The sequence below is a fragment of the Micromonospora sp. FIMYZ51 genome (assembly GCF_038246755.1).
In the GTDB taxonomy this organism is placed as follows: Bacteria; Actinomycetota; Actinomycetes; order Mycobacteriales; family Micromonosporaceae; genus Micromonospora.
In genome coordinates, this window is record NZ_CP134706.1 from 5,766,980 (window position 1) to 5,789,974 (window position 22,995).

General features: G+C 71.9%; 21 protein-coding genes, 1 tRNA gene and 3 pseudogenes. 12 read left to right on the forward strand and 13 right to left on the reverse strand.

The genetic code is table 11. The features are described from left to right. Positions 1-12: 12 nt before the first annotated feature. The 3 genes and pseudogenes from QQG74_RS25725 to QQG74_RS25735 form a co-directional block, all read right to left on the reverse strand. A complete protein-coding gene (locus QQG74_RS25725; protein ID WP_341717271.1) occupies positions 13-219 on the reverse strand; it encodes a hypothetical protein in 207 nt (68 codons plus the stop codon). A gap of 145 nt (positions 220-364) precedes the next feature. After that, positions 365-1,705: pseudogene (locus QQG74_RS25730) on the reverse strand (dipeptidase); the annotation flags it as partial. Between the two features lie 66 nt (positions 1,706-1,771). Continuing rightward, entirely contained in the window at positions 1,772-2,416 is a 645-nt protein-coding gene (locus QQG74_RS25735; protein WP_341717272.1) for a hypothetical protein, read from the reverse strand. A gap of 92 nt (positions 2,417-2,508) precedes the next feature. On the opposite strand from QQG74_RS25735, the gene QQG74_RS25740 reads away from it, so the two are divergent. Beyond that, a complete protein-coding gene (locus QQG74_RS25740) occupies positions 2,509-2,910 on the forward strand; it encodes a rhodanese-like domain-containing protein (protein ID WP_341721382.1) in 402 nt (133 codons plus the stop codon). Between the two features lie 122 nt (positions 2,911-3,032). Here the strand turns inward: QQG74_RS25740 and QQG74_RS25745 are convergent, their stop codons facing one another. The 3 genes and pseudogenes from QQG74_RS25745 to ssb all read right to left on the reverse strand — a co-directional run. Beyond that, complete coding sequence (locus tag QQG74_RS25745) at positions 3,033-4,574, reverse strand: cobyric acid synthase (RefSeq protein ID WP_341717273.1); 1,542 nt, start codon at positions 4,572-4,574, stop codon at positions 3,033-3,035. Next, positions 4,571-5,665 (reverse strand): cobalamin biosynthesis protein, encoded by a 1,095-nt coding sequence (locus tag QQG74_RS25750; protein ID WP_341717274.1) that lies wholly within the window; start codon positions 5,663-5,665, stop codon positions 4,571-4,573. The genes QQG74_RS25745 and QQG74_RS25750 overlap by 4 nt, the downstream gene beginning before the upstream one ends. Positions 5,666-6,417: 752 nt before the next feature. Further along, positions 6,418-6,864: pseudogene (gene ssb / locus QQG74_RS25755) on the reverse strand (single-stranded DNA-binding protein); the annotation flags it as partial. 347 nt (positions 6,865-7,211) lie between these two features. Here ssb and QQG74_RS25760 point away from each other — a divergent pair. From QQG74_RS25760 to QQG74_RS25785, 6 genes are all read left to right on the forward strand, one after another. After that, complete coding sequence (locus tag QQG74_RS25760) at positions 7,212-7,637, forward strand: HPF/RaiA family ribosome-associated protein (protein WP_341717275.1); 426 nt, start codon at positions 7,212-7,214, stop codon at positions 7,635-7,637. A 58-nt stretch (positions 7,638-7,695) separates the two neighbouring features. Next, positions 7,696-7,902 carry a hypothetical protein gene (locus tag QQG74_RS25765; protein ID WP_341717276.1) on the forward strand — a complete coding sequence of 69 codons (207 nt, stop codon included), beginning with the start codon at positions 7,696-7,698 and terminating at the stop codon, positions 7,900-7,902. Between the two features lie 140 nt (positions 7,903-8,042). After that, complete coding sequence (locus QQG74_RS25770; RefSeq protein WP_341717277.1) at positions 8,043-9,032, forward strand: alpha/beta hydrolase; 990 nt, start codon at positions 8,043-8,045, stop codon at positions 9,030-9,032. Between the two features lie 61 nt (positions 9,033-9,093). Then, positions 9,094-9,166, forward strand: a tRNA-Arg gene (locus tag QQG74_RS25775). 252 nt (positions 9,167-9,418) lie between these two features. After that, positions 9,419-9,976 (forward strand): hypothetical protein, encoded by a 558-nt coding sequence (locus QQG74_RS25780; protein ID WP_341717278.1) that lies wholly within the window; start codon positions 9,419-9,421, stop codon positions 9,974-9,976. A 93-nt stretch (positions 9,977-10,069) separates the two neighbouring features. Further along, positions 10,070-10,549 (forward strand): GNAT family N-acetyltransferase, encoded by a 480-nt coding sequence (locus QQG74_RS25785; protein ID WP_341717279.1) that lies wholly within the window; start codon positions 10,070-10,072, stop codon positions 10,547-10,549. A gap of 15 nt (positions 10,550-10,564) precedes the next feature. On the opposite strand, the pseudogene QQG74_RS25790 reads toward QQG74_RS25785, so the two are convergent. Continuing rightward, positions 10,565-11,020 (reverse strand): annotated as a pseudogene (locus tag QQG74_RS25790) (XRE family transcriptional regulator); the annotation flags it as partial. Between the two features lie 66 nt (positions 11,021-11,086). Beyond that, positions 11,087-12,166 (reverse strand): helix-turn-helix transcriptional regulator, encoded by a 1,080-nt coding sequence (locus QQG74_RS25795; protein WP_341717280.1) that lies wholly within the window; start codon positions 12,164-12,166, stop codon positions 11,087-11,089. 262 nt (positions 12,167-12,428) lie between these two features. On the opposite strand from QQG74_RS25795, the gene QQG74_RS25800 reads away from it, so the two are divergent. Continuing rightward, on the forward strand, positions 12,429-13,610 hold the full coding sequence (locus QQG74_RS25800; protein ID WP_341717281.1) for a helix-turn-helix domain-containing protein: 1,182 nt from the start codon (positions 12,429-12,431) through the stop codon (positions 13,608-13,610). Here QQG74_RS25800 and QQG74_RS25805 read toward each other — a convergent pair. Beyond that, positions 13,591-13,845 (reverse strand): hypothetical protein, encoded by a 255-nt coding sequence (locus QQG74_RS25805; protein WP_341717282.1) that lies wholly within the window; start codon positions 13,843-13,845, stop codon positions 13,591-13,593. The two genes, QQG74_RS25800 and QQG74_RS25805, sit on opposite strands and share 20 nt — an antisense overlap. 122 nt (positions 13,846-13,967) lie before the next feature. Beyond that, positions 13,968-15,515 carry a PQQ-dependent sugar dehydrogenase gene (locus QQG74_RS25810; protein ID WP_341717283.1) on the reverse strand — a complete coding sequence of 516 codons (1,548 nt, stop codon included), beginning with the start codon at positions 15,513-15,515 and terminating at the stop codon, positions 13,968-13,970. Positions 15,516-15,736: 221 nt separating this feature from the next. On the opposite strand from QQG74_RS25810, the gene QQG74_RS25815 reads away from it, so the two are divergent. The 4 genes from QQG74_RS25815 (at position 15,737) to QQG74_RS25830 (ending at position 19,693) form a co-directional block, all read left to right on the forward strand. Beyond that, on the forward strand, positions 15,737-16,945 hold the full coding sequence (locus QQG74_RS25815; RefSeq protein ID WP_341717284.1) for an ATP-binding protein: 1,209 nt from the start codon (positions 15,737-15,739) through the stop codon (positions 16,943-16,945). Then, positions 16,935-18,230 (forward strand): hypothetical protein, encoded by a 1,296-nt coding sequence (locus QQG74_RS25820; RefSeq protein WP_341717285.1) that lies wholly within the window; start codon positions 16,935-16,937, stop codon positions 18,228-18,230. The genes QQG74_RS25815 and QQG74_RS25820 overlap by 11 nt, the downstream gene beginning before the upstream one ends. After that, positions 18,203-18,916, forward strand: coding sequence for a response regulator transcription factor (locus tag QQG74_RS25825; protein WP_341717286.1), 714 nt, complete (start codon positions 18,203-18,205; stop codon positions 18,914-18,916). The genes QQG74_RS25820 and QQG74_RS25825 overlap by 28 nt, the downstream gene beginning before the upstream one ends. A gap of 75 nt (positions 18,917-18,991) precedes the next feature. Further along, entirely contained in the window at positions 18,992-19,693 is a 702-nt protein-coding gene (locus QQG74_RS25830; RefSeq protein ID WP_341721383.1) for a hypothetical protein, read from the forward strand. Between the two features lie 7 nt (positions 19,694-19,700). Here QQG74_RS25830 and QQG74_RS25835 read toward each other — a convergent pair whose 3' ends face one another. Genes QQG74_RS25835 through QQG74_RS25845 form a run of 3 tightly spaced genes read right to left on the reverse strand, consistent with a single transcriptional unit; the run spans position 19,701 to position 22,909 of the window. Further along, entirely contained in the window at positions 19,701-20,450 is a 750-nt protein-coding gene (locus QQG74_RS25835) for a lysophospholipid acyltransferase family protein (protein ID WP_341717287.1), read from the reverse strand. Positions 20,451-20,480: 30 nt separating this feature from the next. Further along, complete coding sequence (locus QQG74_RS25840; RefSeq protein ID WP_341717288.1) at positions 20,481-22,541, reverse strand: glycogen debranching N-terminal domain-containing protein; 2,061 nt, start codon at positions 22,539-22,541, stop codon at positions 20,481-20,483. Then, positions 22,541-22,909: an SCP2 sterol-binding domain-containing protein gene (locus tag QQG74_RS25845; protein WP_341717289.1), complete on the reverse strand. Its 369-nt coding sequence runs from the start codon at positions 22,907-22,909 to the stop codon at positions 22,541-22,543. The genes QQG74_RS25840 and QQG74_RS25845 overlap by 1 nt, the downstream gene beginning before the upstream one ends. Positions 22,910-22,995: the final 86 nt, after the last annotated feature.

A 22,995-nucleotide genomic window follows, 5' to 3' on the forward strand; every position in this document is an offset into this window, starting at 1 on the left:
TGGCGGTGTCGGTCAGGCCGGCACCGGTTCCTCGACGCGCAGGCCGCGGGCGCGGACCTCCTCGGCGATGCGGGACAGCGACGTGTCCAGGGCGACCAGGGCGGCGGACAGCTCACCGAGCTGTTCCTTGAGCGTGTCCTCGGGCCACGCGGAGACATCGACGTCCCCCAGTGCGCTGACGGCGGCCTCCAGGCGGGCCATCACCTCATTCGTACGCATGTTCGAGAGGCTGCAACAGCCTGACGTCCGACACACCGGAAACGCCCACCTCAACCGCGAAGTTACGGATTCACCCGCGATCCGTCTCGGCCCCTGCGGCGCGACCGGCCTGCGCCGCTGCGGCGCGACCCGCCTGAGGCGCTGCCCGACCCGCCTGCGCCACTGCGGCCAGCAACAACGCCTCGGCCAGGCAGACCCGGGCGAACTCGCCCAGGTGCAGGCTCTCGTTCGGCCCGTGCGCCCGGGCGTGCGGGTCCTCCACCCCGGTCACCAGGATCGCCGCCTGCGGGAACAACTCCTGGAACGTGGCGATGAACGGGATCGAGCCGCCGACGCCGATGTCCACCGGGTCGGTGCCGTCCCAGGCGGCCCGGAACGCCGACCGGGCCACGTCGAACACCGGCCCGGTCGCGTCGATGACGCAGGGGGCGCCGTCGTGCTCGAAGGTGACGCTCACCTGGGCACCCCACGGGACGTACCGCTCCAGGTGGTCGCGCAGCGCCGCGTACGCCCGGGTCGGCTCGTCGCCCGGCGCCAGCCGTACGCTCAACTTGGCCTTGGCGGCCGGGACCAGGGCGTTCGGTGCCTCCCCGGTGGCCGGGGCGTCGATCCCGAGCACCGCGAGCGCCGGCTTGGTCCAGAGCCGGTCGGTGATCCGGCCGGTGCCGATCAGCTGTACGCCCGGAGCCAGCCCGGCCTCGGCGCGGAACCGCAGTTCGGGGTAGTCGACGGTGGCGGTCTCCGCGCCGACCAGTCCCGCCACGGCGACGTTGCCGGCGTCGTCGTGCAGCGTGGCGAGCAGCCGGACCAGGGTGGTGAGCGCGTCCGGCACCGCACCGCCGAACATGCCGCTGTGCACCGCGTGGTCCAAGGTGCGTACCTCGACGAAGCAGTTGACGATGCCGCGCAGCGAGGTGGTCAGCGCCGGTACGCCGACATCCCAGTTGGCCGAGTCGGCGATCACGATGACGTCCGAGGCGATCGCGTCCCGGTGCTCGACGAGCAACTGCTCCAGCGAGTCGGAGCCGTACTCCTCCTCACCCTCGACGAAGACCACCACGCCGACCGGCAACCGGTCACCGAACGCGCGCAGCGCCGCCACGTGGGCCATGATGCCGGCCTTGTCGTCGGCGGCACCGCGCCCGTAGAGCCGGCCGTCCCGCTCGACCGGCTCGAACGGGTCGGAGTCCCAGAGCGTCCGGTCCCCGACCGGCTGTACGTCGTGGTGGGCGTAGAGCATGACCGTCGGCGCGCCGGGCGGCGCCGCCTTGCGGCCGATCACCGCCGGCTGGCCACCGGCCCGCACGATCTGCACGTCGAGCCCGCAGCCGCGCAGCAGTTCGGCCACCGCCTCGGCGGACCGTTCCACGTGCGCGTGGTCGAAGCCGTCGAAGGCGATGCCGGGGATGCGGACCAGCCGCTCCAGGTCGGCCCGAACGCCGGGCAACTCCCGCGCGATGGCGGCCCGCAGGTCAGCCTCGGTCATGATCGGTATGGTCATGCCCGGCATCGTATGCCGAGCTCACCGGCAGGCAGCGCCGGCATCCGCAGGTCAGCCCAGCGAGGTGCGAGCGCCGGGGCGGTCGATCCGCAGGTAGTAGCGGTCGGCGTCGTGCGGCAGCGTGGGGGCACCGTCGATCACCACGTCGGCTCGGGCCTCGGTGCCGTCGGCGGCGAAGTGGACCTGCTCGCCGACGTGCCAGCGGCGCAGCTCCGGCAGGATCGACGGGCCGTCCCGGGTCACTGCCCGGGTCAGCCGCAGCGGTGCCGGGGCGGTGACGAAGACCGCCAGGGTCAGGTCGGGACCAGCGGTGGCGCGGGCCGCGCTCACCCCCTCCAGGATCAGCACCGGCGCGGCCGGCACCGGCACCGGCTGGGGCAGGAAGCGGCGGCGTACCCAGCTGTAACGGTGGTACGCCCCGGCCCGGCCGGCGCGTACCGGCGCCAGCACCGACTCCTCCAGCCGGGGCCAGAAGGTGAGCTGGTCGTCCCACCCGTCGAGCAGGTCATCGGTGTGCACCACCGGCACCCGGCCGCTGCCGACGGCGGCGAGGGCGTCGGCCAGGCGGGCGGCGAAGGCCGTCTTGCCCGCGCCGCTCGGCCCGTCGACCGCCACCAGCCGGGTACGCCCCAACCGGGCCGGCCGGACCAGCAGCCGTCGGGCCAGTCCGGTGTACGCCTCGAAGACCGCCACCACGGGCACCGACGTTACCGATCGGGTTGTCCCGCACCGCTTTGGACCGCAACCATTCAGGCGGGCGGCATGATCGTGCCGTGTCCCATTCCGTGATGAGTCCCGGCGTCGAGGCGTTGCTGGAACAGGCCCGCGCGGGCATGAACCGGTTGACCCCACAGGAGACGGTGCAGGCCGCCACCCGGGGTGCGCTCGTGATCGACACCCGTACCGAATTGCAGCGTCGGGAGCAGGGCGACCTGCCCGGCGTCATCGTGATCGACCGGACGGTGCTGGAGTGGCGGCTCGACCCGGCCAGCGACTGGCGTATCCCCGAGGCCACCGGGTACGACCTGGAGATCGTGGTGGTGTGCCGCCAGGGCTACAGTTCCAGCCTCGCGGCGGCGAGCCTGCGTGCGCTCGGCCTGCACCGGGCCACCGACATGATCGGCGGGGTGGACGCCTGGCGGTCGGCGGGCCTGCCCTTCTCCGACCAGCCCGCCGACGTCCGCTACTGATTCACCCGGCCAGGCTCTGTTCGGCGGGCCTCCTCCGGCGACGGTCATCGATCACCGCGAGATGGTGACCACCCGGATTCGCGCCCTGGCTGCCCGGCGGTGGAGCAGATCGGCTCACGGACTCATCGGGGTGGCGCGCCGGGCGGGACGAAAGGTAGGTCGGCGGGGGGTCCGGACTCGATCAGCCGCCACAGCGCCGTCGTGTCCAGGTGTTCCTCGACCAGGTCGCCGAGCAGGTCGAGGGTGCGTTCGCGGGCGGCGGCGAACGAGGTGCCGGGCGCGACCCGGAAGCCGGTACGCCCGGCGAGGCCGGCCACCCGGGTGAGGAACCAGCGACGGAACTCGTCGGACTCGAAGGTGCCGTGCCAGTGGGTGCCGTGCACGACGCCGTGCAACGCACCCTCACCGGCACCGCCGGTCGCCCGCAGCAGCGGGGACAGGTCCGGGTCGGTGGCCGAGACGTACCCGTGGTGGATCTCGTAGCCGCGCACCGGGAGGCCGTCGACGGCGCTGCCCTGCGCCAACCGGACGGTTTTGCGCGGCTCGAAGGTGATCTCGATGGGGAGCAGGCCGAGGCCGGGCACGCTGCCCTGGCGGCTCTCCACCTCGTCGTGGATGGCCCGGGCCAGCATCTGGAAGCCGCCGCAGATGCCCAGCACCGGCCGGCCGGCCGCCACGTGCGCGGCGATCGCGTCGGCGAGGCCGGTCGCGCGCAGCCAGGCCAGGTCGGCCACGGTCGACTTGGAGCCAGGCAGTACGACCAGGTCGGCGGCGGCCAGTTCGGCCGGCTCGACGGTGAGCCGCACCCGTACTCCCGGCTCGGTGGCGAGCGCCTCGACGTCGGTGGCGTTGCTGACCCGGGGCAACCGGACCACTGCCACGTCCAGCCACTCGGTGCCGTGCGGGGCGGCCGGGCGACCGAGCACCCGCCCGTAGGCGAGTGAGTCTTCCGCGTCCAGCCACAGGTCCAGCGCCCAGGGCAGCACGCCGTACGTCGGCCGCCCGGTGAGCTGGCGCAGCATCTCCAGCCCGGGAGCGAGCAGGCCACGGTCACCCCGGAACTTGTTGACCACGAAGCCGGCGATCAACGCCTGGTCGGCGGGGTCGAGCAGGGCCAGGGTGCCGAACATGGCGGCGAAGACACCGCCCCGGTCGATGTCGCCCACCACGACGGTGGGCAGCCGGGCGTGCCGCGCCAGGCCCATGTTCACGTAGTCGCCGTCGCGCAGGTTGATCTCCGCAGGGCTGCCGGCCCCTTCACAGATCACCACGTCGTACGCCTTCCGCAGCTCCGCCAGCGCGGCGTACGCCGTCTCCGCAAGCCGGGGACGCAGCGACCGGAACGTGTCGGCGGTGATCGTGTCGACCGCCTCGCCCAGCAGCACCACCTGGCTGGACAGGTCGCTGCCCGGCTTGAGCAGCACCGGGTTGAACCGCAGGTCCGGGGCGAGCCCGCAGGCTGCCGCCTGCATCGCCTGGGCCCGACCGAGTTCACCGCCCCGACCGTCCGGCCCGACCACGACGGCGGAGTTGTTGGACATGTTCTGCGCCTTGAACGGCGCCACCTTCACACCCTGGCGGTACAGCCAACGGCAGATCCCGGCGGTGAGCACGCTCTTGCCGGCGTCGGAGGTGGTCCCGGCGACAAGCAGCCCCCCGCTCATCCCCGCTGCCCGCCCCCGTCGGCACCGATCGCCGACCGGCCGACCGTACCGGCCACACCGCCCCGGGACCGGCCGCTCAACCGGCCCACCGCATCGGCGGCGCCGGCCCGTGCGGCTCGGCGGGTCAGGGCACCGGCCAGGCGGCCGACGGTAAGTGGGTACGCCGCGGCGAGCCCGAGTGCCGCCAGCCCGACCGCGCCAGAGATCCGGGCCGCCCGGGGTAGGTGCCGCGCCTCGGGCCGGGGACCGTCGCCGAGGAACGGGCGCACCTCGGAGCGGCCGAAGTAGACGTTGCGCCCGCCCAGCCGTACGCCAAGCGCCCCGGCCATCGCGGCCTCGCACTGCCCGGCGTTCGGGCTGGGGTGATCGGCCCGGTCCCGCCGCCACACCCGCCAGGCCCGTCCCCGGTCGCCGCGCCCGAGCGGAGCCACGGCGACGGTCAGCAGGCCGGTCAGCCGCGCCGGCACCAGATTGAGCAGGTCGTCCAGGCGGGCGGCCGGGGTGCCGAAGCGGGCGTAGCGGGTCGACCGGTGCCCGACCATCGCGTCGAGGGTGTTCGCCGCGCGGTAGCCGAGCAGACCCGGCAGCCCGGCGACCGCGCCCCAGACCAGCGGGGCCACCACGGCGTCGGAGGTGTTCTCCGCGACCGACTCGACCGTCGCCCGGGCCAATTCGGGCTCGTCAAGCGTCGACGGGTCCCGCCCGCAGAGGTTTCCGAGCCGCTGCCGGGCGGCCGGCACGTCGCCGTCGCGCAGTGCCCGACCCATCGCGTCCGCCTCGTGGCGCAGGCTGCGCCCGCCGAGCGCCGCCCAGGTGCCGGCGGCGACCAGTACCGCCCGAGCCACCGGCCGACGCCGGGTCCCGAACGCGGCAGCCGCCCCGATCAGCACCGGCCCGCCGACGGCGAGCGCGGTGAAGGCGGCACCGGAGCGCCGGTCGGGCCGGTAGAGGCGACGTTCCAGGGCGGCGGCGGCCCGACCGAAGCCGGCGACGGGATGACCGCGACGCGGGTCACCGAAGATCGCGTCCAGCGCGTAGCCGGCGACCAATCCCGCCGCGTCAGCCCCCGCGCCCGCCTGCCACTCCCGCATCCCGCACCCCCGTCGCCCCCGATCGGCCAACCACCCTAACCCGCCCCGGCACTGATCACGTCCCGGTGCGATCCGCCCGTAGATCTTGGTCCGAAACCGCCCTTCCGGGGGCACTTTCGGACCAAGATCTACTCGATCCGAGGCAGGCGGAGTGGGTCACCTGGTTAGGCCGGCTGGGGCTGGCGTGCGCGTCCCCGTCGACCGCGACCGGTGACGCCCGCCCCCGATCCCTCCGGGCGTCCCGCCGGTTCGTCGCCGGTCACGCTGATCTCGCCGGCCGCTGCCAGCTCGTCGGCCGATGTCGCCCGCCCGCCAGCGGATGCCGGCAGCGCGTCGACCGATGTCGCCAGTTCGTCGGCGGATACCGGCTCGTCGGCCGATGTCGCCAGTTCGTCGGCGGGGGCCGGTCGGAAGTCCAAGCCGGCCGCCGCGTCCGGGCCGTCGGTGTCCACCGCGGCCAGGTCGTCGGCGGGCCCGGCCGACTGCTCCTCGACGTGCACCGCGGCCAGGTCGTCGGCGATCTCGGCCGGCTGCTCCTCGACGTGCACCGCCAGCTCGTCGGGGAAGGTCGGCCCGGCGTCGACCCGGGTCAGCTGGTCGGCGCGGTTCTGCCCGCGACCGACGATGTCGTCGTACGGATCGTGCGGCGGGTGACCGGGGAGGCGCCGGGCCCCGTCGCCCCGCGACGGCAGGAAGCCGCGCAGCTCGAATTCGTCGTCCAACCGACCGTCGTCCAACCGGGCGGGCGCCTCGTCGTCCGGCACCGGCTCGGTGGCCTCACCGTGCACCCGCTGCTCGGCCTCGGCGTCCGAGACGACGCTGGTGCTGAGACTGGGCCGGTTGCGCAGAAACCGGCCCCGCCCCCGGGACAGGTCGTGGCCGACCGCGACCGCCTCCAGCTCGTACAGCGTGCGGTGGTTGCCGGCGTCGTCCGTCCAGTCCCGGGTGTAGAGCCGCCCGCAGACCACCACCGGATCGCCGACCATCACCGAGGCGGCCACCCCCTCGGCGAGCTTGCGCCAGCAGTTCACGCGTACTCGCAGGCTGTTGCCGTCCACCCAGCGCCCGCTGTCCCGGTCGAGTCGCCGGGCGGTCGAGGCGACCTTGAAGTTGGCCACCAACGTGTTGCTCTGGGTGGTACGCCGCCACTCGGGCGCCGTCAGAACATTTCCGACAATTGTTACATGGGTATCGAACATCGTCCCTCCAGTGGGGGTCCGGGTCTGCCTCGGCGAGCCGACTCGGGACCGAGCCTGCGTCCCGGTGGCGCGGCGGCGCAGCCCCGGACCCCACGCCTGTGGACAACCAGGCCGCCTGTGGACGAACGCCTGATCAAGGTCCCGGTGTGATAGGGGCCTACGGCCCTGGGACGCCGCCGGACAACGCTCGATGATCAAAAGGCAACGGAAATACTCACGTTCCGGACGCACCCGACCTGGGTAGAGATCCTTTCAACCGCACCTGTGCACACGACGTCGAACGAAAGGTCAACGATCATGAAGATGGCCGCCATCCGTTCCGCCCACGTCCCCGGTCAGGTGCAGCGATGACCGAGAACCCGGCCACCGCCGCGAAGTGCCTCCGGTTCAACGCCGGCTTCTCCCAGGGCGACCGGGAGTGGATCGTCCCGCTGTTCGGCACGCTCGATGCCCGGCTGGCCACCTTCGACGCCGACGCCACCGACCTCGAACTCTCGGTCAAGGACCGCGAGGCCAAGGGCCAGCGGGTCACGCTGGAATGCCGGGTCGCCGGCCTGCCGAAGATCGTCACCACGTCGAGCGAGGAGGATCTGCGGGCCGCGCTCAACGACGTCCGCGACGACCTGCGCCGCAAGCTCAACGACGCGAAGACCCGGCAGGAGCCACGCAACAACAAGCACCTGCGGGTCAGCACCCCGCCCGGCCAGACCGAAGCGCCGACCGAGCCGCCGGTCGACGACCTGGCCGGCGTCGGGACGACCGACGAGAGGTGACCACGCCGCCGGCCGGGACCGACCGGCCGGCGCGCCGACCAGGAAAGAGGTGATCGGCATGCCAAACGTGCAGCAACCGGAAATGCGCCGCAGCGGCGAGACCCGACTGGTCCAGGACAGTGACGGCCCGATCGAGGGCGGCGGTACCTCGGCCAGCCGGGAGCACCGCTCGGTGCCGGTGGACCAGATTTCCCCGTACGGTCCCGACCGGGGCCGGGCCACGACCTCGCACGAGCCGACCGGCCGCGAGACCCAGGGCGACTGAGCGCGTACGCCCCCGCCCGCTGCGACCTGCGGGCGGGGGCCGCCCGGCCGACGGGGGCCGCAGGTCCACCGGGTGACGCCCGCGCCACATGCGAGGAGCCGGCCTACCGTCCGGTAGCTTGCCGGCGTACCGTCGGCGAGGTGGAACCGGATCTGCTGGGACCGCCGTACGAGCGGCACACCATCGACCTGGGCAGCGACGACGAGGGCCCGGTGATCGCCACCCTGGTCCGCCGCCGAGCCGAGCGCCCCACCCGACGGGCCGTGCTCTACGTGCACGGCTTCGTCGACTACTTCTTCCAGACCCACGTGGCCGACTTCTTCGCCGCCCGGGGCTGGGACTTCTACGCGCTCGACCTGCGCAAGTACGGTCGCAGCCTGCTGCCGCACCAGACCGCCAACTTCTGCCGCGACCTCGGCGACTACTTCCCCGAACTGGACGCCGCCGCACAGATCGTCCGCAACGAGGACGGGCACGACACCCTGCTGGCCATGGGCCACTCCACCGGCGGCCTGATCGTCTCGCTCTGGGCCCACGCCCGCCGGGACGCCAACCTGATCGACGGAATCTTCCTCAACAGCCCCTTCTTCGACCTCAACGCCCCCTGGTTCGTGCGCAGACCCATCGCCGCCGCCGTCGCGCGCCTGGGCCGCCGCGCGCCGCACCGCATCCTCCCGCTCGGGCTTGGCACGGTGTACGGCGAGAGCATCCACGCCGATCATCGCGGTGAGTGGACGTACGACCTGACCTGGAAGCCGCTCGCCGGCTTCCCCGTCCGGGCCGGCTGGCTGAACGCCGTACGCACCGGCCAGCGCCGGCTACGTGCCGGCCTGGACATCCCGGTCCCGGTGCTGCTCGCCTGCTCGACCCGCTCCTACCGGAGCACCAAATGGCACGAGTCAGCCACCCTCGCCGACGCCGTCCTCGACGTCGAGCACATGGTCCGCTGGGCGCCCCGCCTCGGCCGGCACGTCACCCTGGCCCGCTTCGACGGCGGCCTGCACGACCTGACGCTCTCCGGCCCCGCCGTACGGGAAAAGGTCTTCACCGAGGTCGGACGCTGGGCCGAAGGGTTCCTCTGCGCGGGCCCCACCGCCACCCACCCCGACACCCCCGGCATACGAAACTGACCCGGCCACCCGTTTCCGCACGCCGGGCCCGGGCGGCGGTACCCTTCTCGCGCGGTACCACGCGCCCGTAGCTCAGCGGATAGAGCAGGGGACTTCTAATCCCAAGGCCGCAGGTTCGAATCCTGCCGGGCGCACCCTCACCACAGCACGAGAGGACCGCCCGGTCGCACATCCTGGTCCGTGCGGAAACCGCCCACTTCCGAGTCACCCTGCGGGCTCCGGATGCGGGTACGACGTCCGCGCCGAGCGGCCAACTCGCGTCGCGAGGAGGCGGACGCCCCGTAATGGCTAAGCTGCGCGGGCAAGGATGTCGTCGCCGTGCCTGCCGAAGGATCGCGCCGTTGGTGGCGCTCGTTACGATGCCGGCGAGGCGACAGGGGGATGCTGTGACAGTTCACGCCACGGGCCGGCCGATCACCCGGCTGGAGGCCGCCAGAGCACAGGCGGAGCGAGCGCTCGGAGCGCGAACGGCCAAGCGGATCGCGATGTTCGACAACGGTGCCCTGTACGTAGGGGCGGGTTCGGGGCGTCAGTTCCTGGCCTGGCTCATCGACTTCACGGTCTACCTGTTCGGCGTCGGGGCGGGTCTCGTCGCGGTGGCCTTGGCGGACCGAGCGATGGACCTCTCCGACGACATCGTCACCGTACTGTTTCTCTCGATGTTCGTCCTGATCCCGCTGCTGTACAGCCTGTGCTTCGGCAACGGCCGGGCGCTCGGCGCGGTCCTCACCGGCACGCAGCTCGTCCGGGTCAAGGACGGCAGCCGAATCGGGCTCAAGGCATGGTGGGCCATGCTGGTCCGGACGCTCTTCCTGCCGGTAATGATCATCGTGGCGATGTTGAACGCCTTCAACAACGGAGGCGGGCAACTGGCCGGCTCGCTGGTGCGGATCAGCATCGACCCCACCGCCACCCGGCAGCTCCACACCGCTGGCATCCGTTGACCCGCTGCTCTCCACGGAAGATCATGGTCGGGCGGTAGGAGGCACCGCCATGGGCGGCAGACGAGTATCGGCACGGCGTGCCAGCATGTTCGGGTGAATTCACCGACTGTCACCCTGCGCCCGATGCGTCAAGACGAGTACGAAAAGTACACGACGCGACGTGACCTGGAATATGTCCAGGCCCTCGCCGAGACGATGCCGGCCGAGGCGGCGCGGGAGAAGGCGCGACAGGATCGAGCCCAGTTCCTGCCCCGGGGACTGGCGACGGAGCGCCAGCGGATTCTGGTGGCCGAAGACACCGAAGGTCAGGTTGTCGGCTACGCGTGGGTCGGGTTGGAGGAACCCCGAACCAAGACGACCGACACCGCGTGGCTCTACGACATCAGCGTGGAAGAGCCCTACCGGCGGTCCGGCTACGGGAGAGCGATCCTGGCGGCAGTAGAGGCGGTGGCCCGGGAAGCGGGTGCAGATCGGCTGGGGCTCAACGTGTTCGGCGACAACACGCCCGCGATCTCGCTGTACCGGGCGTGCGGCTACGAGGTCACCGCCCAGCAGATGGCAAAGCGCCTGTAGCGAGCGGTCCGAGCTTCATTCCCGCGTGTGGTACCGGTCGAGCGTGGCCTTGGACGTCGAGGCATCCTGAAAGATCAGTTCCCATGGGCCGGTGTTGACCTCCATGTCCTTGCCGAACCCGACCTACTTTCCGGCCATCCGCCGCCCCGTGGGCTCGGCCAGGAGTTGGATTGCGCCGTGATAGCGAGCGCCCCGGTAGTAGCCGGCCGGCTCGGTCTGCTCCACCCACGTGCCGGTGATGACGGAACCGTCCACAGTGAGATCGAGTGACAGCGACGATGCCGCTGAGCCGGGCAGGCTGCGCGCGGTCAGCCGGTCGCCGTGCTGAAGCAGAACCACGAAGTGCTGCCCGGCGAAGGACTCCCCCCGACCGCTGGAGTAGTACTGGTAGCGGCTCAGCCAGACACCCTCGAATGACCTGAGGGCCGTGACTGGCCCGGACGTTGGCGTCGGTGTGGACATGGATGTCACTTCCTGTGTCGTAACGGTCGACGTCATTCAGGCATCGCGAGCCCTTGGGCGGGCCTGTCTGTGAGTTCAGCGTGGCCGTCGGGCGGCTCTCTCGACTTCTCGCAGGACGAGTCCGAGGGTTTGTGAGCGGCGGTCTGCTGGTAGCGCGGTCCAGGCTCGTCGGGCGTAGGCCAGTCCGGCGGTTCGGTCGCCGGCCTTGGTCATCATGAGTGCGCGGTGAAGTTCGATGTGCGTGGCGAAGCGGGTAAGCGACGGTGGTCGGAGGCGGTCGGCGTCGGTCTGGGCTTGTTCGCCAGCGCGGGTGATGCCAAGGCGGGCGTAGAGCATGGATCGAAAGGTGGCCATGCGCCAGGCCGGTACGGCGGCGTCGGAGATCTCGTTGTCGGGCGAGGCGGTCTGGTCGAAGACTCGTTGGGCTTCCTGGTCGGCGGCGATGGCTGCGGTGGTATCGCCTCGCCCGGCGGCGACGTGCGCGCGGGCCATCAGCGCTTGAAGGCGACCGAGTGACGGGCGGCCGGACAGAGCGAGTGCTTCGTCGGCATAGCGCTGGGCGACGGGAAGTGCGGCACCCTCGTAGGCCAGGGCGATGGCGGCCCGACCGCGTACCCAAACTCGGACGGCGAGGTCGTCGGAGCGGTCGGCGGCGATGCGGGCGGTGTCGTACCAGCCGACGGCCTCAGTTGGGTCCTTTGTGGTTTTGCCGTAGGTGGTGAGGGCACGGGCGGCGGTGGCCCACATGGTGGGGTTGTCGAGTTGTTGTTGCATGACCACGAGGTCGTTGGCGAGCCTGGTTTGCAGGCAGTCCGCGCCGATCTCCATGTAGTCGCGGCCGTACTGGTCGACGCGGTCACGCCACCGATCGGGGCTGTCGCGATGTCCGGCGAGGGCGGCGGTGAAACCGCTCCGGATCAGCTCGTTGGCCGCGATCGGGCCGATGGTGGCAGCAGCTAGCAGGTCTCTGCGTCTCACGTCGGCTTCTCCCAACGCTCGCGCATAGGCGAGCACGATGTCCGGCGTCGCGGTCCGGCGTCCCGCTTCGACGTTGCTCAGGTGCGAGGCCGAGTAGCAGGTGCGCGCCGCGATAGCGGCAAGCGTTACGCCAGCCTCAACGCGAGCGTGCCTCAATTGCGCACCGAGGTCATCCATCCGAGCCCCTGTGAAAGGTCTTGAAAGCATCGAGATACTTCCGAGCGTAGTCGCGCGATTACCAGAGTAGATCCCGTACGAGGCAGGGCCGGAAGCACTGCGGAGGTAGGGATGAGCGACAGCGGTTCCCGCGACAGCATTGGCGAGCGGGTGCAAGAAGCGGAACGGGAAGCAGCCAAGCAGCGGCTTCTTGCGCAGGCTGAGGCGGAGCGGGTTCCGGTTGAGGAGACGACTCGGGCGGTGCCGGATCGACGGTGGCGTCGTGACCGGTGACCGGGTGCCGATCGGTCGGCGGGTGGCGTATCTGCGGGCGCGGCGGCGGTTGTCGCAGCAGACGCTTGCCGACCGGTTGGGCAAGTCGAAGAGTTGGGTCGACAAGGTCGAGCGTGGGGTTCGCCGCCTGGAGCGGGTGTCGACGATCCGGGAGATCGCTACCGTGCTGCGGGTCGACGCGGCGACGCTGCTCGGTCGGGACGCCCAGCCCGCCGACGCGGCCGAGCGGGACGAGGACGTGGCGTCGATCCGGGCGGCGTTGTCGGCGTACGAGGAGGTGCGTGACCGGCCGGCGCCGGTGCTGCCGGTCGATCGGGTGGCCCGGCACGTCGCGTACGCCTGGACGGCATTTCAGCATGCTCGGTATCCGCAGGTGGTGGAGCTGCTACCGAGCCTGCTGGGCGGCGTGCAGCGCACCTACGCCCGGGAACCGGCGGCTGGCCGGGCAGCGGTGGTGGAGGCGCATCGGTTGACCGCAGCGCTGCTGATGAAGCTGGACGAGGCGGATCTGGCCTGGCTGGCTGCCGATCGGGCGATGTCTGCCGCTGCCGGTGATCCGGTGTTGGTGGCATGCGCGGCGGTGCAGCTTGGGCAGGTGTTGCGGGGCTCGGCGCGGGCGCGGTCGGTGCTGCTGGCTGCCGCGTACCGGATTGCTCCGCCGGATCTTGCGGGTGGCTGCCCGCCGGAGTTGGCGCTCTGTGGGGCGCTGCTGGTGCAGGCGGCGTTGGTCGCGGCCCGGTCCGGTGCCGAACGCGCGAGCGGCGAGTTGCTGGACGAGGCTGCGGAGTTGGCGGCCCGGGTGGGTGACGGGCTCGATTTTCATCGGACGGCGTTCGGGCCGACGGCGGTCGAGTTGGCCCGGTGTGCCGCTGCGGTGGAGTTGGCTGACGGGCCGGCAGCGGTCGCCCGGCACCGACAGGCGATCCGGCGGGACGGGTGGCGGTTGCTGCCGGTCGAACACCGGGCGGCGCACCTGATCGACGCCGCCCGCGCCTACCTTCAGGCCGACGATCCGGCCAACGCGGCGCGGGTCCTGCTCGCTGCGCAGCGGCTGGCACCGTACGAGGTACGCCGCCGGCCGTCCGGGCGGAACGTCCTCGCCCAGGTGGCTCGGGACCCGAAGGCCCCGGCGGCGGTCGCCGAGCTGGCGCTCAGTCTCGGGTTGGTGTGACGGGTGCCCGGCCCTGGTTGCGCAGGTTGCGGAACAACCACCAGACGCCCTGATGAATCAGTACGCCGACGCCGGTGTTGAGGAGCGCGAACCCGGTCGCGATGAGCAGTCTCGGCTCCACGCCAAGCGTGCTGGTGGCCACGAGCAGGGCGGGCCAGCCGATGGCGGTCACCGCGAGGGCGGAGCGCCACCAACGACCGAACACCAGGCCGAACAGGATCAGCGTCGGAATCATCGCAGCCTCCCTCCCGCACCCAACCTTATGCCGGTAGTCGATGGAAGGGTGACCCAATCTTGGTACGAAAACGCCCCTGGAGGGGCACTTTCGTACCAAGATCTACCGCGCTTCGGGTCGGGTCAGGCCGGTTGGCAGGGGGTGTTGTTGAGGCGGAAGTCGGTCGGGCGGTTGTTGGTGCCGGAGTAGGTCGCCTGGAAGCCGAAGCTGGCCGTGCCGTTTGTGGGCAGGTTGCCGTTCCAGGCCACGTTGCGGGCGGTCACGTTCTGGCCGGACTGGGTGACCTGGGCGTTCCATGCGCCGGTGACCTGCTGGTTGCCGGTGAACGACCAGGTGAGCGTCCAACTGGTCAGGGCGGCTCCCCGGTTGGTGACGCGGACCTCGGCGGTGAAGCCGTTGTTCCACTGGTTGACCGTCCAGTTGACCGTGCAGGCGCCGGGGCCGGTCGTGGGCGCCGGGGTGGTCGGCGGCGGCGTCGGGGTCGGGCTGGACGTCGGGGGCGGGGTCGGGGTGGGCGACTGCGTGCTGCCGTCGCGGGGCGGGAAGCGCAGGATGCGGTCGTCGGTGGCCGCCGGGTTGCCCCGGCCGTCACGGTTGCTTGTGGTCACCCAGAGCCAGCCGTCCGGGCCGTACTCCACTGTGCGCAGCCGTCCGTAGCTGCCGAGCAGTTCGGCGGTGGGGGTGCCGACGCCACCGGAACCGGTAAGCGGCACGTTCCACAGGCGGTTGCCGCGCAGGCTGGCCACGAAGAGGCGATTGCCGGCGATGGTGGCGCCGCTTGGCGACGCCTCGGCCGGGGTCCAGACCAGCAGCGGGTCACGGAAGCGAGGGTCACCGGCACGTCCCTCGACCGTGGGCCAGCCGTAGTTGCCGCCCGCGACGATCAGGTTGATCTCGTCCCAGGTGTTCTGGCCGAACTCGGTGGCGTACAGCCGGCCCTGGGCGTCCCAGGCCAGGCCCTGTACGTGCCGGTGGCCGAGGCTGTAGACCGGCGAGCCGGCGATCGGGTTGCCCGGCGGGACCGTGCCGTCCGGCCGGATCCGCAGGATCTTGCCGTTGCGGCTCTGCGGGTCCTGGGCGGTGGCGGTCTGGCCGGCATCGCCGACGCCGACGTAGAGCAGCCCGTCGGGTCCAAAGGCGATTCGTCCGCCGTTGTGGATCGCGGCGCGGGCCAACCCGGTGAGGATGGGCTCCTGGTTCTGCGGAGCGGTGAGCCGGAAGCGGGCGATCCGGTTGTCGGTCGCGGTGGTGAAGTAGACGTAGATCCAGCCGTCCTGCGCGTAGCTCGGTGAGACGGCGAGGCCGAGCAGGCCACCTTCGCTTGTCGCGGTCACGCCGGCGATCTGGGCCACCGGCTCGGGCGACTGCCCGGGGCGTACCCGCACCACCTGGCCGGTGGGACGCTGGGCGACCAGGGCGCTGCCGTCGGGCAGGAAGTCCATCCCCCACGGCACCTGGAGCCCGGTGGCGACGGTCTCCGGCCGGGTGAAGTCGAAGTCACCGACGGCGAGTGCGCCGGGTGGCCCGCCGGCTGCGGCACCCGGTGCCGGGTCGCCGACGGCGGGTGGGCCTTCGGTGCTCGGTGCCGCGCCGGCCAGCCCGCCGACACCGACGCCGCCGGCCAGCAGCCCGGCGGCGAGTGCGGCACCGACCGCGAGTCGGATCTTCATGCCACCTCCTTACATATCGACAATTTTGAATAGAATACGTCGAACCTGCGTCGGGCGCCCGGCGGGCGACATCGAGTGGCGCGAGAGGCTCGGCACGGGCGACGCGGCCGACCCGATCGTCACCCAGCGCCACCGGGCCACCTGCCCCGTGTTATTCTCCGACGTCGATCTCCGCAGCGCGGACCCGGATCGGGTCGTTTGTCGCAAAGGACGCCTGCCCGATGCCGGCCTTGCCCAACCTGAGCGTGCCGCCACCGGTCGGACCGGCGCTGCCGGGCTGGTCGACGCCCGAGACAGTCGAGCGTCCGGCCGCCAGTGCGTTGGCGTTCATCTTCACCCGATTACCGGCGCTGCTGCGGCTCACCTGCGGCCTGGCCAGCGCGGTGGTGTCGCTCGCCGTGCGTACGCCGCCGGTGCGGACCGAGTTGCTGGTGCCGGCGGTGGCGGTGCTTACCGCGTGGTCGGTCTGGTACGCGCTACGTGCCTGGCGACACGGCATCGGCGCGGCACTGATCGCCGGGGACGTGGCGCTGACCACCGCCGCCTGTCTGGCGATCCCGGTCCTGGTCGCGCCCGAGGTGCTGCCCGGCGAGGCCAGCTGGATCGCGGTACTCGCCAGCACCACCGTGATCAACGCGCAGGCGACCGCACCGGCGCGCTTGTCGATCCCGGCGGGCCTGCTGGTCACCGTCGGGTACGTGATCGGCGCCCACGCGGCCGGCGACAGCACCGAGGCCAGCGCCCACGCGGCGACCCTGCTCGGACAGATCGGCTGCACGGCACTGCTGAGCACGGTGATGCGGCGGCGCATCGCCCGGGCCGACACCGCCTTCCTGGCCAACCAGCGAGCCAACCGGGAGGCGCTGATCGCGCGTACCGCCCGCGAGGCGGAACGGCAGCAGAACCGCGACCTGCACGACACCGTCCTGGCCACGCTCACCATGGTCGGGCAGGGCGCGGTCGCCGGCCCGTCCGTGGCGCTGCGCGAGCGCTGCGCCGCCGATCTGCGTACCCTCGCCGCGTTGGCCGAGGCCCGGTCGACGCCGGGTACGTCCCGGGTGGACGAACGGCTGCGGGCGGTGCTGAAGCGCCTGCCCGGCCTGCCCGTCAACGCCGACCTGCCGCCGTGCACGGTGCCACCGCCGGTCGCCGAGGCGATCGCCGAGAGCACCCACGCCGCCCTGGCCAACGTGGCGCTGCACGCGCCCGGCGCGGCGACCCGGCTACGCCTGCGGCAACTCGCCGGCACCGTCTCGGTCGAGGTGATCGACGACGGTCCCGGCTTCGACCCGGCCACCGTCCCCGCCCACCGGTACGGCCTACGCGAGGCGGTACGCGGTCGGATGGCGACTGTCGACGGGCGGGCCGACATCGACTCCGCGCCCGGTCGCGGCACCCGGATCCGGCTGGAGTGGTCCGATGTCGGCTGACCCGGGCCTCGCCGGCCAGACGCAGAGCCTGCCGGCACCGCGTACCCCCGAACTGGTCCTGGCGACCCGGGCGGGCCGGGCGGCCGCTGCGGTGGTCCGCATCTCCGACCGGGGCGCCCGGATCGTGGTGGTGACCATCGCGCTGGTCTGGCACCTGGCCATCGGGCTGCCCGCGGTGCTGGCCAACCGGGCGGAGTTGACCCTGCCGCAGGTCGTGATCGGCGGCTGGCTGCTGGTGGCGGTGCTCGGGGTGATCGCCGGCGGCCGGCTGCTGCGTGACGCTCCGCTACCCGCACCACCGCTGGCCGCGCTCCTGCTCACCGTGGACGTGGTGGTCTTCGCCGCGGTGGGCCGGTCCCAGCTGTTCGGCCCAGCCAACTGGGTGTGGGGCGGGCTCGCCTGGTTCTTCGTGGTGGTTATCTGGCGACAGCCGGTGCGCTGGATCTTCGCCCTGCTGGCCGCCCACGCCTGCACCGGGATCACCGCCGTGGTGTGTTACGGCGCCATCGCGGCTGCCGACCTGGCCCGCGCCACGATGGCGCTGTACGGCACGTCCTCGTTGCCGGCGGCCGTCTTCGCCGGGGCCGCCACCCTCGCGGCGCTCTCCCGGGACCGGGCCGCCACCGCCGCCACCACGAACACGATGGTGGCCGAACGCGAGGCCGCCGAGCGGGCCCGGCGGGACCGGCACGAGCGGTTGGCACTGGTCAGCGCAGCCGCCGGAGAGGTACTGACGGAGCTGGCGCAGGGACGGGCCGAGCCGACCGACCCGCAGGTGCAGCGACGCTGCGCCCATGCCGCCGCCCGGCTACGCCGGCTGATCGCGGAATCCGACGATGTGCCTCATCCTCTGCTGCACGAGTTGCGGGCCGCCGCCGATCTGGCCGAGCGCAACGGTTTGCGGATCGACCTGGTCACCATCGGCAACCCGCCGCCGTTGCCGGTGCGGATCCGCCGGAAGCTGACCGACCCGCTCATCGCCGTGCTCGCCGACGCGCGGGACTGGGCCCGGCTGACCGTCGTCTCCAGCTCGGACGAGGTGGAGGTCGGTCTGGTCACCCCCGACGACGGTCGGGCCCCCACCGACGGCGGTCCGGCCGCCCCGGACGGCGTTCCGGTAGCCGCCGACGGCGGTCCGGCCACCGTCAGTGGCGGTCTGGTGACCTTCGCTGCGGCGGGCCACGATGCCAATGGGCCTCCATCGGCGCATGGTGAGGGACAGGTCGAGCACCTCTACGAACGGGACGGGAAGATCACATGGACGCAGACGCGCTGGCACCGGTGACGCCGGAGCGGCCCGTCGGCGTGGCGATCGTGGACGACCACCCGGTGGTCATCGACGGGGTACGCGCCTGGCTGGCCACCGAGCCGCGGCTGACCGTACTGGCCACCGGTGACGATCCCGACGAGGTGCTGCGAGCCGCCCCCACCGCCGACGTCATCCTGCTCGATCTCCGGCTGCGCGGCCGGCTCGTGCTGGACAAACTGGCCGAGCTCAGCGCCGCCGGCCGGCGGGTGGTGGTCTACTCGGAACACTCCGACCCGCCGACGATGCTCGCCGCCCTGGATGCCGGGGCGGTGGCCTTCCTCGCCAAGCACGAGGGACGGGAACACTGCGTGGCGACGGTCCTGGACGCGGCGGCCGACCGCCCGTACGTGGCGCCCGCGTTGGCCGGCGCGATGGTCGGCGACTCACGGCCGGACCGGCCGGTGCTCTCCGACAAGGAACGCCAGGCCCTGCTGCTGTGGTTCCAGTCGATGTCGAAGGCGTCGGTGGCCCGCCGGATGCGGATCAGCGAACACACGGTCAAGCAGTACGTCGACCGGGCGAGGATCAAATACAGCCGGGTGGGCAGGCCGGCGGCGACGAAGGCGGCGTTGCTCGCGCGGGCGATCGAGGACGGGCTCATCCGACCGGAGGAGATCGGCATCTACCGGTCGCACGCGGCGACCGATTGGCCGACCCCCTAACAGGCGTCATGACACCGCCGCCGGACCTGGGCGAGGCTCGTCCACAGCTGCCGTCTGCACCGGAGGTCCATGACGATGCACGATGACGCGTCCCCCTTCTTCATCACACCGCATCGGTTCGATGTGGAGGACGACGGCACCGGCCCACTGTTCGACCGGCGGCACGAGTTGGTGCCGGAGAACGGTGAGCAGGTGCTCGGGCGCCACCGCCTGGAGGTGGCGGGCTACCTGCTCGGCCCGACCGAGACCTGGCTGCGGTGGACGCTGCCGGCTCCGGTCACCCTCACCGTCACCGACCGTCGGATGGTCTACATCGGCACCGGCTCGCAGCTGGCCCTCGTCGATGCCGGACACCGTCGAGGGCGGCGGATGCCGGCGCTGGTGAGCGGGCAGATCCGCTGGCAGTGGCCGTCCCGGCTGGAGTCGGTGCCGGCCACCGAACAGACGCCCGCACGGCTGCTCGTGGTCTGCGACGCACTGCGTACCATCCAGCAGCCCGCGCTCGCGCTGATCGGCCCGGGGACCCAGATCACCGAGCTGGGCCAGCGGATCCGCCGGGCGGTGGCCACGTTCCGGCTGACCCGGCCCGAACTGGTGGACCTCTCCCCGCCCGAGCGGGACGCGCTGTCCCGGCTCGCCCGCGTCGCGCCGCGTCCCGGCCAGGCGCGGGTGGTTCTGCCCGGCTCGCTGCCGGTCGAGTTCCATTCCCGGGACGACTACTACCGGCCACGGCACGCCGACCAGATTCCGTACGGCGCGGCGTCGGGGCAGCGGTAGCCGCCGGTCAGGCGGTGCGGGAGTGGCGCTCCTCGGCGTCGAGCGCGGCGGCCTGCTCCGGCGTCGGGGCGGTGCCGCCGAGGTGTGCCGGCAGCCACCAGCGGTCCGTCGGCCCGGCGGGCTGGTCCGGGTACTCCCGCTGGGCCCGGTCGACAAGCGCGTGCAGCCGACTGGCCAGCTCCGCGTTCATGGCGGCGGCGTCCGGGAACGCGGCGGGCTCCATCGGCTCGCCGACCAGCACGGTGATCGGCGTGTGCCGGCGGGTCAGGGTGCGCGGGCGGCCCTTGGTCCAGAGCCGCTGGGTGCCCCAGAGCGCCACCGGCAACACCGGTACGGCCGCCTCGCGGGCCATCCGGATGGCCCCGCTCTTGAGTTCCTTCACCACGAAGGAACGGCTGATCGTCGCCTCCGGGAAGACGCCGACCACCTCGCCGGCCCGCAGCGCGGCCAGCGCGGCGGCGTACGACTCGGCACCCGCGCGCCGATCCACCGGAATGTGCCGCATCCCGCGCATCAGTGGCCCGGACACCCGGTGCCGGAACACCGAGTCCTTCGCCATGAACCGGACCAGCCGCTTGGACTCCAGCGCCCCCAGCCCGCAGAAGATGAAGTCCAGGTAGCTGACGTGGTTGCTGGCCAGCACCGCCCCGCCGGAGCGCGGCACGTGGTCGGAGCCCACGACGGTGAGCTTCAGGTCGAGCACCCGGAACATCGTCTTGGCGGCGGCGATCACGGGTGGATACACGAGTTCCGGCATGCCGGAGACTTTATCCCGGGTAGGTCCGGCTCACTCGGCGAGCTTGTGCAGGTCCATGCGGCCCCGGGCGAAGGCGTCCACCCGGCCCCATCGGCCCGGGATGTCCAGCACCTCGATCCGGCCCATGCCGATCGGCAGCCGAGGCTCGACCGCCAGGTGCCCCTCGTGCGGTTCCAGGCCGAGCATCGTACGCAGCAGCAACAGCGGGGCACCCGTCGACCACGCCTGCGGGCTGCACGCCGTCGGATACTCCACCGGGAACTTCGTCTGCTCGCGCGGATAACCGCCGAACGCCTCCGGCAACCGGCCGTCGAAGTAGCGGGCGGCGTCCAGGATTCCGCTGGCGATGGTGGCCGCCTCCTCGGCGAAGCCGTAGCGGCGCAGTCCCCAGGCGCACAAGGAGGTGTCGAAGGGCCACACCGTGCCGTTGTGGTAGCCGATCGGGTTGTACCGGACCTCGCCCTCGGCCAGCGTACGCACGCCCCAACCGGAGAAGAGCCGCTCGCCGACCAGGTGCTGGGCGACCTGCTCGGCCCGATCGGCGTCGACGATCCCGCTCCAGAGCAGGTGGCCGATGTTGGAGCTGAGCACGTCGCACTGCCGCCCGTCCGGGTCGAGCGCGAGCGCGTAGTAGCCGCCGTCGGCGACCCACCAGTCCCGGTTGAACCGCTCCTTCAGCGCCGCGGCCTCCCGCTCCAACTGCTCGGCGTACGCCGGGTCGTCCCAGAACTCGCGGGCCATCCGGGCCGCGCGCATCTTCGCGTCGTACGCGTACCCCTGCACCTCGCAGGTGGCCCGGGGAAACGGCGGCAGCGTGCCGTCGGCGTACGAGATCGAGTCCCAGGAGTCCTTCCAGCACTGGTTCTCCAGGCCGGTGTCGGTGTTGCGGCGTTCGTACCAGATGTAGCCGTTGCCGACCAGGTCGGCGTAGTCGTCGATCCAACGCAGCGCCCGGCGGCACTCCTGCTCCAACTCCTTGACCAGCGCGACGTCGCCGGTCCACCGCTCGTACTCGTCGAGCAGCACCACGAACAGCGGCGTCGCGTCCACCGAGCCGTAGTACGGCGAGTGCGGTTGTTCCTCGAACGCGGCGCTCTCGCCGTAGCGCATCTCGTGCAGGATCCGGCCCGGATCCTCCTCCCGGAAGTCGTCGAACCGGGTGCCCTGGAGCGCGGCCAGGATCCGCAGCGTGGTGGTGCTCAGATCGGGCGTGAACGGCAGGGTCTGTAGGCAGGTCAGGATGCTGTCCCGGCCGAACATGGTCATGAACCAGGGCAGCCCGGCGGCGGGCAGCGTCTGGCCGCCGAGCGACAGCGGCGAGAAGCGCAGCGCGGCCAGGTCGATCATGCATCGCCGGTAGGTGGCGGCGAGTTGGTCGTGCTCGCTGTTCACCTTCGGCGCGTTGGCGATCCACTCCTCCAGGTCCTGCTCCAGGGCGAGCCGTTCCGCACCGTGCACCCGCAGCCCCATCCGCAGGTCCCGGCCCCCCGGGCCGAGCGCTCGGGTCTGCACGTCGATGGCGGTGTGCCACTGTTCGTTCGGCTCCAGGTGGATGGAGTACGCGAAACCGTTGCGGTCGTACCGCGCCGGCACGGAGGAGGAGATGATGGTCTCCCGGTTGAAGTTCCCGCGCCGGTAGCCCAGGCGCAGCCGGTCCGATTCCACCTCGGTGTAGATCTCGCCCTTCTTGTTCAGGATCTCGTCCTTGACCTCGAACAGGTCGGCGAAGTCGCAGCCGGCGTCGATCCTGATCTCCAGGTCGACCGCCTTCTCGTCGTGGTTGAGGATGGTGATGCCCTCCCGGAAACTGCCGCCAACGGCCCGCTCCCGGATGATCGACAGCTTCGCGTCGACGTAGTGCGTGGCCAGGCCGGGCACCAGGAAGAAGCGCGACTCGTAGTACTGGAGGTCGTCGTAGGACAGGGCGTTGAGCCGCTCGCCGTTGACCGTGAGCACCCACTTCGACAGAAACCGGGTGTCGAGGGAGAACAGTCCGGTGGGTTCGGTGGGCGTGGCCTCGATGTCGCCGGTGGCCTCGCAGACGACGAAGGTGTTGCCGTCCAGGATCCGGACGGTGTGGGAGGGGGCCATCAGCGCACCCCCGTCCGGTAGCGGCGCGGCCCGAGGGCGTGCGCAGGTCCGGGGAAGATCCGTTCCAACTGCACGAGTATGCGGGCGTCACCGCTCACCGTCATGTCCCCGCGCAGCAGCGCCGCCAGCCCGTTCTCCCGGCCGGTGACCAGATCCTCGAAGATCGCCGGACTGACGCCGACCACCGTGTCCGCCTCCAGGTCCTGCCGGTCGACCTGGATCGTCCCCCGATCGATGCGTACCAGCCAGTGCGTGGTTTGTGGCCCTTCGTGCAGGTCGAAGCGCAGGGTTCCGGAGGACTTCGCCAGCAACGGGTCGTACCCCCGCTGGTCGAGATCCTCGAAGAACCGCATGGTCGCGTCCGCCATCGGATCCTGTCCTCCCCGTCGGTCCCGGCCGGCTGCGGGCGGGCGTCCTGCTCCCCCCGCCGACCGGCTTCTCGCGTCCGACGAGG

Excerpts from the sequence above, each read along its gene's own strand:
- QQG74_RS25725 (WP_341717271.1), bottom strand. The coding sequence starts at position 219 with ATGCGTACGAATGAGGTGATGGCCCGCCTGGAGGCCGCCGTCAGCGCA.
- QQG74_RS25740 (WP_341721382.1), top strand. The coding sequence starts at position 2,509 with ATGAGTCCCGGCGTCGAGGCGTTGCTGGAACAGGCCCGCGCGGGCATG.
- QQG74_RS25745 (WP_341717273.1), bottom strand. The coding sequence starts at position 4,574 with ATGAGCGGGGGGCTGCTTGTCGCCGGGACCACCTCCGACGCCGGCAAG.
- QQG74_RS25750 (WP_341717274.1), bottom strand. The coding sequence starts at position 5,665 with ATGCGGGAGTGGCAGGCGGGCGCGGGGGCTGACGCGGCGGGATTGGTC.
- QQG74_RS25760 (WP_341717275.1), top strand. The coding sequence starts at position 7,212 with ATGACCGAGAACCCGGCCACCGCCGCGAAGTGCCTCCGGTTCAACGCC.
- QQG74_RS25765 (WP_341717276.1), top strand. The coding sequence starts at position 7,696 with ATGCCAAACGTGCAGCAACCGGAAATGCGCCGCAGCGGCGAGACCCGA.
- QQG74_RS25795 (WP_341717280.1), bottom strand. The coding sequence starts at position 12,166 with ATGGATGACCTCGGTGCGCAATTGAGGCACGCTCGCGTTGAGGCTGGC.
- QQG74_RS25805 (WP_341717282.1), bottom strand. The coding sequence starts at position 13,845 with ATGATTCCGACGCTGATCCTGTTCGGCCTGGTGTTCGGTCGTTGGTGG.
- QQG74_RS25810 (WP_341717283.1), bottom strand. The coding sequence starts at position 15,515 with ATGAAGATCCGACTCGCGGTCGGTGCCGCACTCGCCGCCGGGCTGCTG.
- QQG74_RS25815 (WP_341717284.1), top strand. The coding sequence starts at position 15,737 with ATGCCGGCCTTGCCCAACCTGAGCGTGCCGCCACCGGTCGGACCGGCG.
- QQG74_RS25820 (WP_341717285.1), top strand. The coding sequence starts at position 16,935 with ATGTCGGCTGACCCGGGCCTCGCCGGCCAGACGCAGAGCCTGCCGGCA.
- QQG74_RS25825 (WP_341717286.1), top strand. The coding sequence starts at position 18,203 with ATGGACGCAGACGCGCTGGCACCGGTGACGCCGGAGCGGCCCGTCGGC.
- QQG74_RS25830 (WP_341721383.1), top strand. The coding sequence starts at position 18,992 with ATGCACGATGACGCGTCCCCCTTCTTCATCACACCGCATCGGTTCGAT.
- QQG74_RS25835 (WP_341717287.1), bottom strand. The coding sequence starts at position 20,450 with ATGCCGGAACTCGTGTATCCACCCGTGATCGCCGCCGCCAAGACGATG.
- QQG74_RS25840 (WP_341717288.1), bottom strand. The coding sequence starts at position 22,541 with ATGGCCCCCTCCCACACCGTCCGGATCCTGGACGGCAACACCTTCGTC.
- QQG74_RS25845 (WP_341717289.1), bottom strand. The coding sequence starts at position 22,909 with ATGGCGGACGCGACCATGCGGTTCTTCGAGGATCTCGACCAGCGGGGG.